18 protein-coding genes and 1 tRNA gene are annotated in these 13647 nt (G+C 73.6%); 16 read left to right on the forward strand and 3 right to left on the reverse strand.

What is annotated here, in order from left to right:
* Positions 1 to 10: 10 nt before the first annotated feature.
* The 5 genes from FJK98_RS33260 (at position 11) to FJK98_RS17515 (ending at position 3741) form a co-directional block, all read left to right on the forward strand.
* Positions 11 to 106: transfer RNA gene (locus FJK98_RS33260), tRNA-Sec, on the forward strand.
* 25 nt (positions 107 to 131) lie between these two features.
* Entirely contained in the window at positions 132 to 1430 is a 1299-nt protein-coding gene (gene selA, locus FJK98_RS17500; RefSeq protein WP_145919971.1) for an L-seryl-tRNA(Sec) selenium transferase, read from the forward strand.
* 2 nt (positions 1431 to 1432) lie between these two features.
* Positions 1433 to 3190: a selenocysteine-specific translation elongation factor gene (gene selB, locus FJK98_RS17505; RefSeq protein WP_145919972.1), complete on the forward strand. Its 1758-nt coding sequence runs from the start codon at positions 1433 to 1435 to the stop codon at positions 3188 to 3190.
* A gap of 72 nt (positions 3191 to 3262) precedes the next feature.
* The gene (locus tag FJK98_RS17510; protein ID WP_145919973.1) at positions 3263 to 3460 is read left to right on the forward strand and encodes a hypothetical protein; all 198 of its coding nucleotides are present in this window, start codon (positions 3263 to 3265) and stop codon (positions 3458 to 3460) included.
* An 89-nt stretch (positions 3461 to 3549) separates the two neighbouring features.
* Positions 3550 to 3741 carry a hypothetical protein gene (locus tag FJK98_RS17515; RefSeq protein ID WP_088645872.1) on the forward strand — a complete coding sequence of 64 codons (192 nt, stop codon included), beginning with the start codon at positions 3550 to 3552 and terminating at the stop codon, positions 3739 to 3741.
* Between the two features lie 11 nt (positions 3742 to 3752).
* Here the strand turns inward: FJK98_RS17515 and FJK98_RS17520 are convergent, their stop codons facing one another.
* Complete coding sequence (locus FJK98_RS17520) at positions 3753 to 4409, reverse strand: hypothetical protein (RefSeq protein ID WP_145919974.1); 657 nt, start codon at positions 4407 to 4409, stop codon at positions 3753 to 3755.
* Positions 4410 to 4540: 131 nt separating this feature from the next.
* Here FJK98_RS17520 and FJK98_RS17525 point away from each other — a divergent pair, with 131 nt between their 5' ends.
* Complete coding sequence (locus FJK98_RS17525) at positions 4541 to 4741, forward strand: hypothetical protein (protein WP_145919975.1); 201 nt, start codon at positions 4541 to 4543, stop codon at positions 4739 to 4741.
* A gap of 80 nt (positions 4742 to 4821) precedes the next feature.
* On the opposite strand, the gene FJK98_RS17530 is transcribed toward FJK98_RS17525, so the two are convergent.
* Both FJK98_RS17530 and FJK98_RS17535 read right to left on the reverse strand, forming a co-directional pair.
* Entirely contained in the window at positions 4822 to 5031 is a 210-nt protein-coding gene (locus FJK98_RS17530; RefSeq protein ID WP_145919976.1) for a phosphatidylethanolamine-binding protein, read from the reverse strand.
* 90 nt (positions 5032 to 5121) lie between these two features.
* Positions 5122 to 6012: a universal stress protein gene (locus FJK98_RS17535; RefSeq protein WP_145919977.1), complete on the reverse strand. Its 891-nt coding sequence runs from the start codon at positions 6010 to 6012 to the stop codon at positions 5122 to 5124.
* 158 nt (positions 6013 to 6170) lie between these two features.
* Between FJK98_RS17535 and FJK98_RS17540 the strand changes: the two genes are divergently transcribed.
* The 10 genes from FJK98_RS17540 (at position 6171) to FJK98_RS17585 (ending at position 13505) form a co-directional block, all read left to right on the forward strand.
* Complete coding sequence (locus FJK98_RS17540) at positions 6171 to 7346, forward strand: PP2C family protein-serine/threonine phosphatase (RefSeq protein WP_145919978.1); 1176 nt, start codon at positions 6171 to 6173, stop codon at positions 7344 to 7346.
* A 47-nt stretch (positions 7347 to 7393) separates the two neighbouring features.
* On the forward strand, positions 7394 to 7864 hold the full coding sequence (locus FJK98_RS17545; RefSeq protein WP_145919979.1) for a MarR family winged helix-turn-helix transcriptional regulator: 471 nt from the start codon (positions 7394 to 7396) through the stop codon (positions 7862 to 7864).
* Positions 7865 to 8141: 277 nt separating this feature from the next.
* On the forward strand, positions 8142 to 8774 hold the full coding sequence (locus FJK98_RS17550; RefSeq protein WP_145919980.1) for a CDP-alcohol phosphatidyltransferase family protein: 633 nt from the start codon (positions 8142 to 8144) through the stop codon (positions 8772 to 8774).
* The gene (locus tag FJK98_RS17555; protein ID WP_145919981.1) at positions 8771 to 9724 is read left to right on the forward strand and encodes a DUF881 domain-containing protein; all 954 of its coding nucleotides are present in this window, start codon (positions 8771 to 8773) and stop codon (positions 9722 to 9724) included. The genes FJK98_RS17550 and FJK98_RS17555 overlap by 4 nt, the downstream gene beginning before the upstream one ends.
* The gene (locus FJK98_RS17560; protein WP_067311500.1) at positions 9721 to 10053 is read left to right on the forward strand and encodes a small basic family protein; all 333 of its coding nucleotides are present in this window, start codon (positions 9721 to 9723) and stop codon (positions 10051 to 10053) included. The genes FJK98_RS17555 and FJK98_RS17560 overlap by 4 nt, the downstream gene beginning before the upstream one ends.
* A gap of 9 nt (positions 10054 to 10062) precedes the next feature.
* Entirely contained in the window at positions 10063 to 11010 is a 948-nt protein-coding gene (locus FJK98_RS17565; RefSeq protein ID WP_145919982.1) for a DUF881 domain-containing protein, read from the forward strand.
* Between the two features lie 54 nt (positions 11011 to 11064).
* Complete coding sequence (gene gcvH, locus FJK98_RS17570) at positions 11065 to 11445, forward strand: glycine cleavage system protein GcvH (protein WP_145919983.1); 381 nt, start codon at positions 11065 to 11067, stop codon at positions 11443 to 11445.
* 217 nt (positions 11446 to 11662) lie between these two features.
* Positions 11663 to 12115: an FHA domain-containing protein gene (locus FJK98_RS17575; RefSeq protein ID WP_145919984.1), complete on the forward strand. Its 453-nt coding sequence runs from the start codon at positions 11663 to 11665 to the stop codon at positions 12113 to 12115.
* Between the two features lie 50 nt (positions 12116 to 12165).
* Positions 12166 to 12861: a MerR family transcriptional regulator gene (locus tag FJK98_RS17580; protein ID WP_194823312.1), complete on the forward strand. Its 696-nt coding sequence runs from the start codon at positions 12166 to 12168 to the stop codon at positions 12859 to 12861.
* Between the two features lie 179 nt (positions 12862 to 13040).
* Positions 13041 to 13505: a bifunctional nuclease family protein gene (locus FJK98_RS17585; RefSeq protein ID WP_088647333.1), complete on the forward strand. Its 465-nt coding sequence runs from the start codon at positions 13041 to 13043 to the stop codon at positions 13503 to 13505.
* Positions 13506 to 13647: the final 142 nt, after the last annotated feature.

Here is a 13647-nt window from a genome sequence, read left to right on the forward strand (position 1 = left end):
ACTCGGGGGCGGAGGCGTTCAGGCGGCTGGTGCCCCTCCCAGCCTTCAAAGCTGGTGTGGTCCGGGACCCGGGCCAGGCGGGTTCGATTCCCGTCCGTCTCCGCCAACCGTCCGCGGGGGAGATGACACGCATGGGTGAGGCGGCGGCCGATCCGCGTCGGCGGGTGCCCCGCACCGACACGGTGCTGGCCGATCCGGCGCTGGCCGCGGCGGTGGCGACCCTCGGCCGGGCCCGGGTCAAGGCCGCCGTCGGCCATGCCCAGCAGCGGGCCCGGCACGGCGAGATCACCCCCGAGCAGATCCGCGACGCCGCCCTCGCCGCGCTGCCCGCCCCCACCCCCCGGGCGGTGCTCAACGCCACCGGGGTGGTCCTGCACACCAACCTCGGCCGGGCCGTGCTGTCCCCGGCCGCCGTCGACGCGCTGGTCGCCGCCGCCGGCAGCACCGACGTGGAACTGGACCTGGGCACCGGCCGGCGGGCCCGCCGGGGCCGCGACGCGCTGGCCGCGCTGGCCGCCGCGGTGCCCGACGCCGCCGCCGTGCACGTGGTCAACAACGGGGCGGCGGCCCTGGTGCTCGCCGCGACCGCGCTGGCCGCCGGCCGGGAGATCGTGGTCAGCCGGGGGGAACTGGTGGAGATCGGCGACGGGTTCCGCCTGCCCGACCTGCTGGCCAGCACCGGCGCCCGGCTACGCGAGGTCGGCACGACCAACCGCACCACCCGCGACGACTACGCCCGGGCGGTCGGCCCGGACACCGGTTTCGTGCTGAAGGTGCACCCGTCCAACTTCGTCGTCACCGGCTTCACCTGCGCCGTCGGCGTCGACGAGCTGGCCACCCTCGGCGTGCCGGTGGTCGCCGACATCGGCTCCGGCCTGCTCACCGCCGACCCGCTGCTGCCCGCCGAGCCGGACGCGGCGGGCACCCTGCGGGCCGGGGCGCACCTGGTCACCGCCAGCGGCGACAAGCTCCTCGGCGGCCCGCAGGCCGGGCTGCTGCTCGGCGACGCCGACCTGGTCGACCGGTTACGTCGACACCCGCTGGCGCGGGCGCTGCGGGTAGACAAGCTGACCCTCGCCGCGTTGGCGGCCACCCTGCACGGGCCGACCACCCCCACCCGGGACGCCCTGCACGCCGACCCGGCCATGCTGCGGGACCGCTGCGAACGGCTGCGCGACGCCCTCGGCGCGGCGGGCCGCAAGGCCGAGGTGGTGCCCAGCGTCGCCGTGGTCGGCGGGGGCGGCGCACCCGGCGTCACACTGGACTCGTGGGCGCTGAGCCTGCCCGAACGGTACGCCGCTGCGCTGCGGCTGGGTGACCCGCCGGTGCTCGGCCGGGTGGTCCGGGGACGGCTGCTGCTGGACCTGCGCTGCGTCCCCGCCGACGCCGACGACACGCTGCGCGACGCGGTGCTGCGGACGGCCGAGTAGAGATGCACGTCGTCGCCACCGCCGGGCACGTCGACCACGGCAAGTCCACCCTGGTCCGGGCGTTGACCGGGATGGAACCGGACCGGTGGGCGGAGGAACGCCGCCGGGGGATGACCATCGACCTCGGTTTCGCCTGGACCACCCTGCCCGGCGGCGGCCCGGTCGCGTTCGTCGACGTGCCGGGGCACGAACGGTTCGTGCCGAACATGCTCGCCGGGGTGGGGCCGGTGCCGGCCGCACTGGTGGTGGTCGCCGCCGACGAGGGGTGGATGCCGCAGTCGGCCGAACACCTGGCCGCCCTGCACGCCCTCGGGGTGTCCCACGGGCTGCTGGTGGTGACCCGGGCGGACCTGGCCGATCCGGGGCCGGCGACGGCGCAGGCCCACGCGCGGCTCGCGGCGACGTCGCTCGGCGCGGTGGAGTCGGTGGCGGTCAGCGCGGTCACCGGAGTCGGCCTGCCGGAACTGCGCGCCGCCCTGGACCGGCTGGTCGCCCGGCTGCCCGCGCCGGACACCGCCCGGCCGGTGCGGCTGTGGATCGACCGGGCGTTCACCATTCGGGGCAGCGGCACCGTGGTCACCGGCACCCTCGGCGGCGGTGAGCTGCGCGTCGGCGACCAGTTGACGCTCGCCGGCAGCGGCGAGCCGGTCCGGGTGCGGGGCCTGCACCGGCTCGGCACGCCCGCGCAGCGGGTCGCCGCGGTGGCCCGGGTGGCGGTCAACCTGCGCGGGGTGCCCCGGGAGCGCCTCGGGCGGGGCGACGCGCTGCTCACCCCCGACCGGTTCCACCGGACCGACCTGGTCGACGTGCGGCTGGCCGGTGATCCGGCCGGTGACCTGCCGGCGACGCTGGCCCTGCACGTCGGGTCGGCGGCCGTCGCCGCCCGGGTCCGGCCGTTGGGCGGCGACACCGTACGGCTGCGGCTGGCCCGCCCGCTGCCGCTGCTGACCGGGGACCGGGCGTTGCTGCGTGACCCGGGCCGGCACCACGTCTGCGGTGGGGTGACGGTGCTGGACGTGGCCCCGCCGCCGCTGTCCCGCCGGGGTGCCGCCGCCGCCCGCGCCGCCGTCCTGGCCGGCCTGGACGGGCGTCCCGACCTGGCCGGTGAGCTGCGCCGCCGCCGGCTCGTGCGGGCCGCCGAGCTGACCCGGATGGGCGTCACCGGCGACGCCACCCCGGTCGTCGGGGACTGGCTGGCCGACCCGGCGCACTGGCGGTGGCTGGGGGTGCGGCTGGTCGCGGAGGTGACCGCCTGGGCCGCCGCGCACCCGCTGGAGCCGGACGCCCCCACCGAGGCGTTGCGGCAGCGCCTCGGCCTGCCCGACCGGGCCCTGGTGGAGGCGCTGGTCCGACCACCGTTGACGCTGCGGGCCGGCCGGATCGGCACCGGCGTCCCCGGGCTGCCCGAGCCGGTGGCCCGCGCCATCGACCGGGTCCGCAGCGAGTTCGCCGCCCATCCGTTCCGCGCGCCGGAGGCCGACCGCCTCACCGCGCTGGGCCTGGGCCCCCGGGAGGTGGGTGCCGCCGTGCGGGCCGGTGCGCTGCTGCGGCTGGCGGAGAACGTGGTGCTGCTGCCCGCCGCCGCCGACGACGCGGTACGGGTGCTCGCCCGGCTGCCGCAGCCGTTCACGCTCAGCGCCGCCCGGCAGGCCCTGGACACCACCCGTCGGGTGGCGGTGCCGCTGTTGGAGCTGCTGGACCGGCGCGGGGTGACCCGGCGGCTGCCCGACGACGCCCGGATGGTGGTCGGCTCCGGTTGACCGGCAGGTGTTTCCGTTGGCGGTGGCGGCGAACCGCCCTCCGCCCGGCCCGGGGTCGCCTACCGTGACGCCATGGACCCTTCGGCGGTCTGGCGGGACCGGAACCATCGCTGGCGGATCGAGGCGTACCGGGCACCTGACCTGCGGTTCGCCATCTTCGCCACCAACGGCACCACCGAGTCGGCCCCGCTGTGGTTGTTCGGCATGGCGGCGCTGGCCCGCTGGTTGATGACCCACGCCATCTCCCTGGACGACCTGGAGACCGTCTGACCCGTCCGCACGCCGGGGGTGTCGCCCGGACGGGGTAATATGCCCGGAAGGTCGGCTTCCGCGCCGGGTCCGCCCGTACGGTGCGGGGCGTGAAGGACCGAGGAATACGGACGTTTCTGGCGGTGCTCGCCGGCCTCGCGGTGATCTACTTCGGGGTGACCGGGCACCGCTCCACCGAGGACGGTGGCGGGGTCTCCGGCGGTGTGGTGCTGTTGGCCCTGCTGGCCGCCCTGCTGGTGTGGTACCTGACCAAGCCGGCGGGCAACAAGCCGGTCGACTGACCGGCCGCGCCTCAGCGGGCCGTGGCGGCGGTGCGGGTCACCTCGCCCGCCGATTCCTCACCGAGGGCCACCCGGACCAGCGCCGACGCGAGCCGGCCGAAGTCCGGTTCGGCGACCAGCCCGGCCAGCCCGTGCGGATCGGCGGGGAGACCGAGGCGTTTCGCCCCGGCGAGGGTGCGCCGGTCGGCGTACGGGCGGACGTCCGGCCAGACCGTCTGCGCCTCCCGCAGGAAGATGTCCGCCCCGGTGGGGCCGATCCCGGGGAACTCGGTCAGCCGTCGCCGCAGCGCCGCCGGGTCGCCCCCGGTCTCCCGGTGCATCCGCCGCAGGTCGCCGTGCCAGCGGTCCAGGCACAGTCGGGCGCCGGTGCCCAGCATGGTGGCGGTCCGTTCGTCGTAGCGGCGGTAGTGGCCGCGGCCCAGCGCGTCGACCCGGTCCTGCCAGCCCGACGCTTCCATCGCCTGCGGGGTACGCCAGCCGGCGGCGAACAGTTCCCGGGCGGCGGCCACCGCCACCTGGGCCCGGATCCGGGTGCTCAGCAACGTGGTGAGCACCAGCAGTTGGTAGAGCGGACCGGGCCGGTCGGCCAGCGTGATGCCGGCGTCCTCGGCGTAGGTGCTGCCGTGGCGGGCCAGCAGCGTCCGGGCCACCCGTCGGTCGTCTCCCATCACCCGGTACTACCCGTCCTGCCGCCGCTCAGCCCTGCTCAGGAGCGGTGGTCCGCATGCGCACCGTGGTGGCGGGTAACCCGGCGACGGGCGCGGAGCACCCGTGCCCGTCCACCCGGAAGGAGACACCCGTGACGAACGTGCAGCAGCCCGAGATGCGCCGCAACGGGAAGAACCCGACCGTGCAGGACAGCAAGGGGCCGGGCGTGTCCGGTCACCCGGCCAACCGGGGCAGCTCGGCGGGGGACCGGGGCCGCCCGACGCCCCGTGGCCAGGCGTCCCCGTACGGTCCGGGCGCGTCGACCGCCGCCGACGACAGCGACCGCAGCTGACCGCGTCGCCGCCCGGCCGGTCATGCCGTACGGCGACCGGGCCGACGCCCCCCAGGGGAGCGTCGGCCCGGCCGCGCTGCTCACTTCGGGTCGCCGGGTCCGCGTTCGCCCTTGGGGCCGTAGGCCCGCTCACCCCGGACCATGCCGCGCTGGCCCCGGTCCTCCTGGAGGATCCGGTTGGCCACCTGGTTGGCCTCCTGGTCGGACGCGCGTCCCGACTGTTCGATCAGGTCACGCAGCCGCGCCCGTTCCTTGTCGTACGCGTTGCTTCCCGGCCGTGGTCCTGGCATGTCGCCTCCTCGGTGGTCCGCCTGCGGTACCCGCGCCGACTACCCGTCCCCGGCCCGGCCAACCGCCCCGACCGGGCACCGGAGGATGGCTCACCGGCCGGTCGACGGGGCCCGTACCACCGCCACCGGGCAGGCGCTGCGGTGCAGCACCCCGTGGCCGACCGAGCCGAGCAGCAGCCCGGCCAGTTCGCCGTGGCCCCGGCCGCCGACCACCACCAGTTGGGCCCGGCGGGACGCCTCGGTGAGCGCGGCGACCGGGCGGGCGTGCACGGGTTCCCGGTCGATCGGCAGGCCGGGGTGCCGTTCGGCGAGTCCGGCGAGGCTCCCGGCGAGCACGTCGTCCTCCTCGTCGCGCAGCCGGGCCTCGTCGTACACCAGGGGTTGGAAGTCCCCGGGGCCGGCGGAGGCCGGATGGGTGTACGCGTGCACGGCCCGCAGCCGGACCCCACGCGCGACGGCCTGCGCGGCGGCGAAGTCCACCGCCGCGCGGGAGGTCGCCGACCCGTCGACCCCGACCACGACCGGGCCGTCGTCGGCCGGGGTGCCCCGGGCGACCAGCACCGGGCAGTCGGCGTGGGTGCTGACCTGGATCGCCACCGAGCCGACCACCAGGGCGCCGAACCCGCCGAGGCCCCGGTCGCCGAGCACGATCATCGCCGCGGCGGGGGAGGTGCCCAGCAGCACCGCCGACGCCTCGCCGTCGATGATCTCCCCGGTCACCCGGAGGTCGGGGCTGACCGTGTGGGCCTGCGCCACCGCCGCCTCGACCAGGTCCTGGGCGGTGCGGCGCAGCCCGCCGCCGGGCGGGTCAGCGGCGACCGGGTCGATCGGCGTGTGCATCAGCGGCCAGATGAAGCCGTGCACCACCCGCAGCGGCCGGTGCAGGCGGGCCGCCTCCGTCGCGGCCAGCCGGACGGCGCGCAGCGCCGGCTCCGAGCCGTCCACGCCCACCACGATCGCCGCATCGTCCGCCGAGTCCACCGTGCGCACCTCCTGCCCGGGTCAGTATCGCGGCCGGCCGGGGGTCGGCGGGGCGATACCGGCGCCGGTCCCTCCCCTGCGGCCCGGTGCCCCGGGCGGGGCCGGCCGGGCCGCTTCGTATGATGCTTGCCCTGTAGCAAGAATCTCGGAGGACAACCATGCCGGACGCGCTCGCAGCGATGTCGCGTGCGCTACGTGAGGCCCCACCCGACCAGGTGGTGGAGGCCGTCGATCGGGCCCTCCGGTCGGAGTTGGCCGCGGTACGGGTCGACGCGTTCCTGGCCGACTACCGGCTCAGCGGGCTGTGGTCGGTGCTCGACCCGGAGGTGTCCGCCGGGGCGCTCACCGGCCGCAGCGCCGCGCAGCGCTGTTTCAGCAGCCAGCAACCGGTGCGCGACCCGTCCGACGGTTCGCGCTGCCGGGTGTGGGTGCCGCTGACCACCCGGGGGGAGCGGCTGGGGGTGTTCCTGGTCGAGCTGGTGGGCAGCCCGGACCACCCGACGGTGGACCTGATCGCCGACCTGGGCGTCGACCTGGCCACCACGTTGCGGGCGGCCGACCGGGAGACCGACAGGTACCGGCGGACACGGCGTCGGGAGCGGCTGAGCATGGCCGCGGAGATGCAGTGGGACCTGCTGCCGGGGCGCAGCGTCACGCACGAGGCGTTCCTGTTGGCCGGGCAGCTCGAACCGGCGTACTCGGTGGGCGGTGACCACTTCGACTGGTCGGTCGACCCGGGGCGGCTCACCCTCACCGTCCTCAACGGCGCCGGCACCGGCCTGGCCGCGGCGATGCTCACCGCGCTCACCGTCAACGCCATCCGCAACGCGCGCCGTTCGGGCGGCGGGCTGGTGGAGCAGGCCGAGCTGGCCTCGGACACGCTGTTCTACCAGCACCGGGGGCAGCGGCACGTGGCGACCCTGCTGTTGTCGGTGGACACCGCCACCGGCCGGGCGCGGGCGGTGGACGCCGGTTCGCCGCAGGTGCTGCGGCTGCGGGGGGCCACTGTCGAGCGGATCGCCCTGGAACAGCAGCTGCCGTTGGGCATGTTCGCCGAGACCCGCTACACGGTGCAGGAGTTCGACGTGCTGCCCGGTGACCGGCTCTTCGTGGTCAGCGACGGCGTGTACGACGCGCAGCCGGGGGGTCAGGAGGCCTACGGTGAGCGGGCGATGGCCCGGTCGATGCGGTCGACTCGGCTGCAACCGGCGACGGAGGCGGTTGGTACGGTGATGCGCGAGCTGTTCGCATATCATGCCGACACTGATCTACGTGACGACGCCGTCGTCGTGTGCCTGGACTGGTGCGGGCCGGGCGGGCGGCGCGGACGGTGATCGGCCGTCAGCGACTTACGACAGCGGACAATCGCAGGGGACAGCGGGTGGAGCGACCTCCGGATCTTGCTGCGGCGATCGATGCCGCGGCCGAGGCGTTCGTCGGCGTGCTCGATTCGGCCACCTCCCGGCACCAGGTGGCGGTCCCGCCGACCCAGCTGCGGGTGCTCGCGCTGATCCGGGACCGGCCGGAGACGAACGTCAACGGGCTGGCCGAGCTGCTCGACGTGGTGCCCTCCTCGGCCAGTCGGCTCTGTGACCGGTTGGAGGCGACCGGGTTGCTGCGCCGCACCCCGGACCCCCGGGACCGGCGGGAGGTGCGGTTGGTGCTCACCGCCGCGGCGGTGACCCTGCTGACCGAGCTGCGGGAGCGCCGGCACCGGGCGGTGCAGGCGGTGCTGGACCGGATGCCTCCCCGCGCCCAGCACGAGCTGCTGCTGGCGCTGCTGGCGTTCGGCCAGGCGGCGGCCTCGGGCACGCCCGCCGCGCAGCCCGACACCCCGGCCCGCACCGCGTGACCCTGCGCCCCGCTCTCCACCAGTGTCCTAGGATGCCCTAGCGGTGGTGACACACCACACACACCGCCGGACCGCCCCGACGGACGCGCGTCCCACCGAGCCGGCGGAACGCGCCCGATATAGTGGCTGCCGGCCCGGGGTGTCGAGCGTCCCGGACCACACCAGGGGGAGGTCCCGGCCCGGGATCACCGAGACACCGGCCAGCGCCGGTCCGGTAAGCGCACGGCTGACCGTGGTGCCCACGTGGCACCCGGATCGTGCTGCGGGGGGAGGTTCGGTGTCACGTCGGCCGGCTCGGGCAGAGCATCCGCGCGGACCGGGCGGTGACGCCAGCGCCGACCGGGTGCTGACGTTGCCGAACCTGATCAGCTTCGTCCGGCTGCTCGGCGTACCCCTGTTCCTCTGGCTGTTCCTGGTCGTGGAGGCGGACGTGGCGGCGATCGTGGTGCTCGCCATCGGCGGCACCTCCGACTGGGTGGACGGCTGGATCGCCCGCCGGCTCGGGCAGGTCAGCCGCCTGGGCGAGCTGCTCGACCCGCTGGCCGACCGGCTCTACATCCTCGCCACGCTGCTCGCCTTCACCGCCCGGGAGGTGGTGCCGTGGCAGTTCACGGGGGCGCTGCTGGCCCGCGAGCTGCTGTTGCTCGGTTCGTTGGCGGTGCTGCGCCGGCACGGCTACGGGCCGCCACCGGTGCACTACGTCGGCAAGACCGCCACCTTCCTGCTGCTGGCCGCGTTCCCGGTGCTGCTGCTGGCGGCGGCGACCACGTCGGTGACGGCGACGACCGCCGCGGCGATCGGCTGGGGCCTGGCGTGGTGGGGTCTGGTGCTGTACTGGGTGGCCGGCGCGATGTACGTGGTGCAGGCGGCCCGGCTGGTCCGCGCGGCCCGGCGGGGGGCCGCCGCGTGAGCGCGCCGGAGGACGGGTCGAAGCGTCCGGTGCGGTTGTTCACCCCGGACTTCCTCACCGAGTTGTTCCAGAACCCGCTGGACCCGGGTTACGCCGACGCGGCGGCCCGCCGGCGGCGGGACCCGGCGTCGACCGCCGGGTGGCGGGGTGCGTCCGCGCGGGCGGTGGCGGTCGTGGTGGTCGCCGCGGTGGGGTTCCTGTTCGCGGTGGCGTACCGGGAGACGATGGCCGACGAGCCGAGCCGCAGTCAGGCGCGGGCCGCGTTGATCACGCAGATCAAGCAGCGGGAGGCGGAGACCGACGCGATGACGGCGCGGGCCGCGCGGCTGCGTGAGGAGGTAGGTCGGCAGCGGGACGCGGCGTTGAGCGGTTCGCAGGCGGCCCGGTTGCGCAACCTGGAGGCGGGCACGGGGCTCGGCCGGGTGCGTGGTGACGGGGTGGTGGTGCGGTTGGCCGACGCCGCGGTGCAGGACGACGGCGCGGTCAACGGTGACTCGGCGGCGGGTCCGCCACGGGTGATCTACTCGGATCTGCAGAAGGTCGCCAACGACCTGTGGGCCTCGGGGGCGGAGGCGATCGCGATCAACGGGCAGCGGTTGACGGCGACGTCGACGATCCGTTCGGCGGGGGCGGCGATCCTGGTGGACTTCCGTCCGGTGACCAGCCCGTACGAGGTGTCGGCGATCGGGCCGCGGTCGTTGCGGGACCGGTTCGACGACAGCCGGTCGGCGTATCTGATGCGTCGGGTGGCCCGGGACACCGGGTTGTCGTTCGAGGTGCGCCGGGCCGGGGACCTCACGTTGCCGGCCGCGCCGGAGCCACGGCTACGCTACGCGAGGCCGTCGGTCAGTCCGAGTCCGTCGCCGGCGGGTTCGGGTGCTGTCGGTTCGTCCGGTGCCGGGTCGTCCGGTCCGGGTTCGTCTTCCCGCCCCTCCGGAGGTGTCCGATGATCGCGGTGCTGGCGTTGCTCGCCGGTGTGGTGCTGGGGATCTATCTCGATCCGACGGTGCCGGCGGCGTTGCAGCCGTACCTGCCGATCGCGGTGGTGGCCGCGCTGGACGCCGTGTTCGGTGGGGTGCGGGCGAAGTTGGACCGGATCTTCGATGACAAGCAGTTCGTGGTGTCGTTCATCTCGAACGTGCTGGTGGCGGGTCTGATCGTGTATCTGGGTGACCAGTTGGGGGTGGGTGGGCAGTTGTCCACGGGTGTGGTGGTCGTGTTGGGGGTGCGGATCTTCGGGAATGTGGCGGCGATCCGTCGGCACCTGTTCCGGGCGTAGGTTGGTGTCGTGAGCGACGAGCATCGGGAGACGGGTACCGGGTGGCCGCAGCCGGTGGAGCCGGTGCGTCCGGCGGTTGAGCCGGATCCGCGGCCGGATGCGCCGGATGCGGACGAGTTGAGTCCGTTGGTGCCGCAGGAGGGGCCGCGGGAGCAGCCGGCGGAGTCGGGTGACGACGACGGTGCGACGGTGAACCTGGCGGAGGTTTCCCCGGCGGAGGTGGCGGACGGGCCGTCGGCGGCGGGCGCGGGTGCGGCGGGGCGGAAGGTGTCCTCGGCGGCGGTGATGATCGCGGCGTTGCTGGCGTTGTTGGGGTTCACGTTGGTGGTGCAGTTGAAGACGACCTCGACGGACCCGACGTTGGCGGCGACCCGGCAGGAGGACCTGGTGCGGATCTTCTCGGATCTGGATTCCCGGGAGAAGCGTCTGCAGCAGGACATCGAGGGCCTGGAGGACAGTCAGCGGCAGTTGCGCTCGGGTGAGCAGGGTCGGCAAGCGGCGTTGGAGGAGGCGACGAAGCGGGCCGACGAGTTGGGCATCCTGGCGGGTACGTTGTCGGCGCGGGGGCCGGGGTTGGCGGTGCGGTTCGAGCCGGGTGGCAAGCCGGTCCGGGCGGACCGGGTGCTGGACGCGGTGCAGGAGTTGCGGGGTGCGGGTGCGGAGGCGATGCAGATCTCGGGTGGGGATCGGGCGTCGGCGCGGATCATCGCCTCGACGTACTTCCTGGACGGGGCGGGGGACGTGTTGGTGGTGGACGGGCGGCCGCTGACGGGTCCGTACACGATCACGGTGATCGGTGATCCGGAGACGATGCGTACCGCGTTGAACATTCCGGGCGGGGTGGCCGCATCGGTTCGCGGTGACGGCGGTAACGTGAGCGTCGAGGATCGTGAGGTTGCCGAGGTTTCGGCGCTGCACGCGCCGTTGAAGCTGGAACACGCCCGTCCGGTCTCCTGACCGGCGCGGCCGCGCCGGGTGGTCCCGGTGCACCGATGGATGAGGGACGCGCTGGTGATTCCTGAGGATCTGCGTTACACCGCCGAGCACGAGTGGGTGGTGGGTGCCGAGGGCGGTAACGTCCGGGTGGGTATCACCCAGTTCGCGCAGGATGCGCTGGGTGACATCGTGTTCGTCCAGTTGCCGGACTCCGGTGCGGTGGTGGAGGCCGGTGAGTCGTTGGGTGAGATCGAGTCGACCAAGAGCGTGTCGGAGATCTACGCGCCGGTGAGCGGGACGGTGGCGGCGCGCAACGAGGCGTTGGCCGACACTCCTGAGGTGATCAATTCTGATCCGTACGGTGCGGGTTGGTTGGTGGAGATCGTGCCGGCGGACGCGGCGGCGGTGGACGGGTTGTTGACCGCTGACGCGTACCGTGAGCTCACCGAGAGCTGAGTGGTGTCGTGCCGGGCGTGGGTGATTCTGCCGCGCGTCCGGTTGCCCTGCATTTCGGCGCTGGCTAGGCTCGCCCAGTCGACCGAGAACCCCAAATTGGTGCAGCGTTGGGTAATTGCCTTCCTTGGGCAGGGGGAGCCAGCCGTCGGGTGATCTTCCCGGTGGCCGTACCCGCCGTTATCCTGTGCTGACCGAAACTGATCCGTGAGGTGGTCCCATGACGCGCCCAGGCGACGAGTTCCCCCCGCTCGACGTCACTTCGACGCTCAATCTCGGTTCGTTGGACGAAGTGCTGGAGGGTCCGGACACCGATGTGGTGCCGAGTCGGATGTCCGGCTCGTTGCCGCCGGGTATGGCGCTGCTGGTGGTTCGTCGGGGCCCGAATGCGGGTGCCCGGTTCCTGTTGGACCATGATGTGACGACGAGTGGCCGGCATCCGGACAGTGACATCTTCCTGGACGATGTGACGGTGTCGCGGCGGCATGCGGAGTTCCATCGGGATGCGGGGACGTTCACGGTGCGGGATGTGGGGAGCCTGAACGGCACCTACGTGAACCGGGAGCGGGTGGAGGCTGCCACGTTGAGCAATGGTGACGAGGTGCAGATCGGTAAGTTCCGGGTGGTGTTCATTGCCGGTCCTCGCCCGGAGGAGGAGGCCGGCCGGGGGTGAACGAGCCTGCGGCCTCCATGCCGTCCGGGGCGGCCCGGTCGCACCCGCTGATGAGTATCGGTGAGGTGTTGGGTCAGCTGCGGGTGGAGTTTCCGGACGTCACGATTTCGAAGTTGCGGTTCCTTGAGGCCGAGGGTCTGGTGGAGCCGCAGCGGACGGCGGCGGGGTACCGGAAGTACAGCTGGGATGATGTGGCCCGGTTGCGGTTCGTGTTGACTGCGCAGCGTGATCAGTATCTGCCGTTGCGGGTGATTCGTGAGCAGTTGGCGCAGTGGGACGGTGGTGAGGAGACGCCGGGTCGGCAGCGGCCGACGTTGGTGGCGGTGGGTCCCGGTGGTGAGGTGCCGGGCCGGTCGGCGGAGGAGCCTGAGTCGCAGGTGCGGCTCGGGCGGGCCGATCTGGTGGCGCGTAGTGGGATTGCCGAGTCGACGTTGGGTGAGTTGGAGCGGCTCGGGGTTTTGGTGCCGGATCCGCCGGGGTGGTACGACGCGGATGCGTTGATCATCGCGAGGGCGGTGGCGGGTTTGGCGGCGTACGGGTTGGAGCCTCGTCATCTGCGGGGTTACCGGTCGTCGGCGGATCGTGAGGTGGGTTTGTTCGCGCAGTTGGTGGCGCCGTTGGCGCGGCAGTCGGATCCGGCGGCGCGGGCGCGGGCGGCGGAGACGGCGCGGGAGTTGGTGGCGTTGTCGCAGCAGTTGCATGCGGCGTTGGTGCGGGTGGGGTTGCGGTCGACGTTGGGTCGGTGAGGGTTCGGTTGGTGTGTGCGGAAGGTTCTGCCCCGGGAAGCGTGCCGTAGGCTTGCCGGGGTAACCCTTTTCCGGCGCGGTGCGGGGCTGGTGCGGTGGGGACGGCCGTGTCGCGGTCCGTGTACCGTGCAGGGACGGGGCGCGGTGCGGGTGTAGGCGACAACGACACGGAGGCGGCGGTGCGCGAGCTGAGCGTGGTCGGGGTTCGGGTGGAGCTGCCCAGCAACCAACCGATCGTCCTGCTCAGGGAGGTCGAGGGCGACCGCTATCTGCCGATCTGGATCGGTGCGGTCGAGGCCACGGCTATCGCTTATGAGCAGCAGGGGGTCAAACCGGCCCGGCCGTTGACGCATGATTTGTTGCGGGACGTGCTGGCGGCGTTGCAGGCGCCGTTGCGGGCGGTGGAGATCACCGAGTTGAAGGAGAACGTCTTCTACGCTGATCTGTTGCTGGGTGACGGGGTGCGGGTGTCGGCCCGGCCGAGTGATTCGATCGCGTTGGCGTTGCGGGTGGGTGCGCCTATTCGTTGTGCGGAGCAGGTCCTCAGTGAGGCGGGGATCGTGATTCCCGACGAGCAGGAGGATGAGGTGGAGAAGTTCCGGGAGTTCCTGGAGCAGGTGCGTCCGGAGGATTTCGCGGGCTGATCGTGGCTTCGTGGTGGGTGTCGCGGTGGCGATGCCGGTGTCGTGGTGTGTCGTCGCGCGGCGTGTCGCGGCGGTTTCTCCGTGGTAACCCCTTGGTGCGGCGTTAGGGTTGCCGTGTCGAGGGGTGTGCGTCGGTGGCACC

It is taken from the genome of Micromonospora sp. HM134 (assembly GCF_007833915.1).
GTDB classification, from domain to species: domain Bacteria; phylum Actinomycetota; class Actinomycetes; order Mycobacteriales; family Micromonosporaceae; genus Micromonospora; species Micromonospora wenchangensis.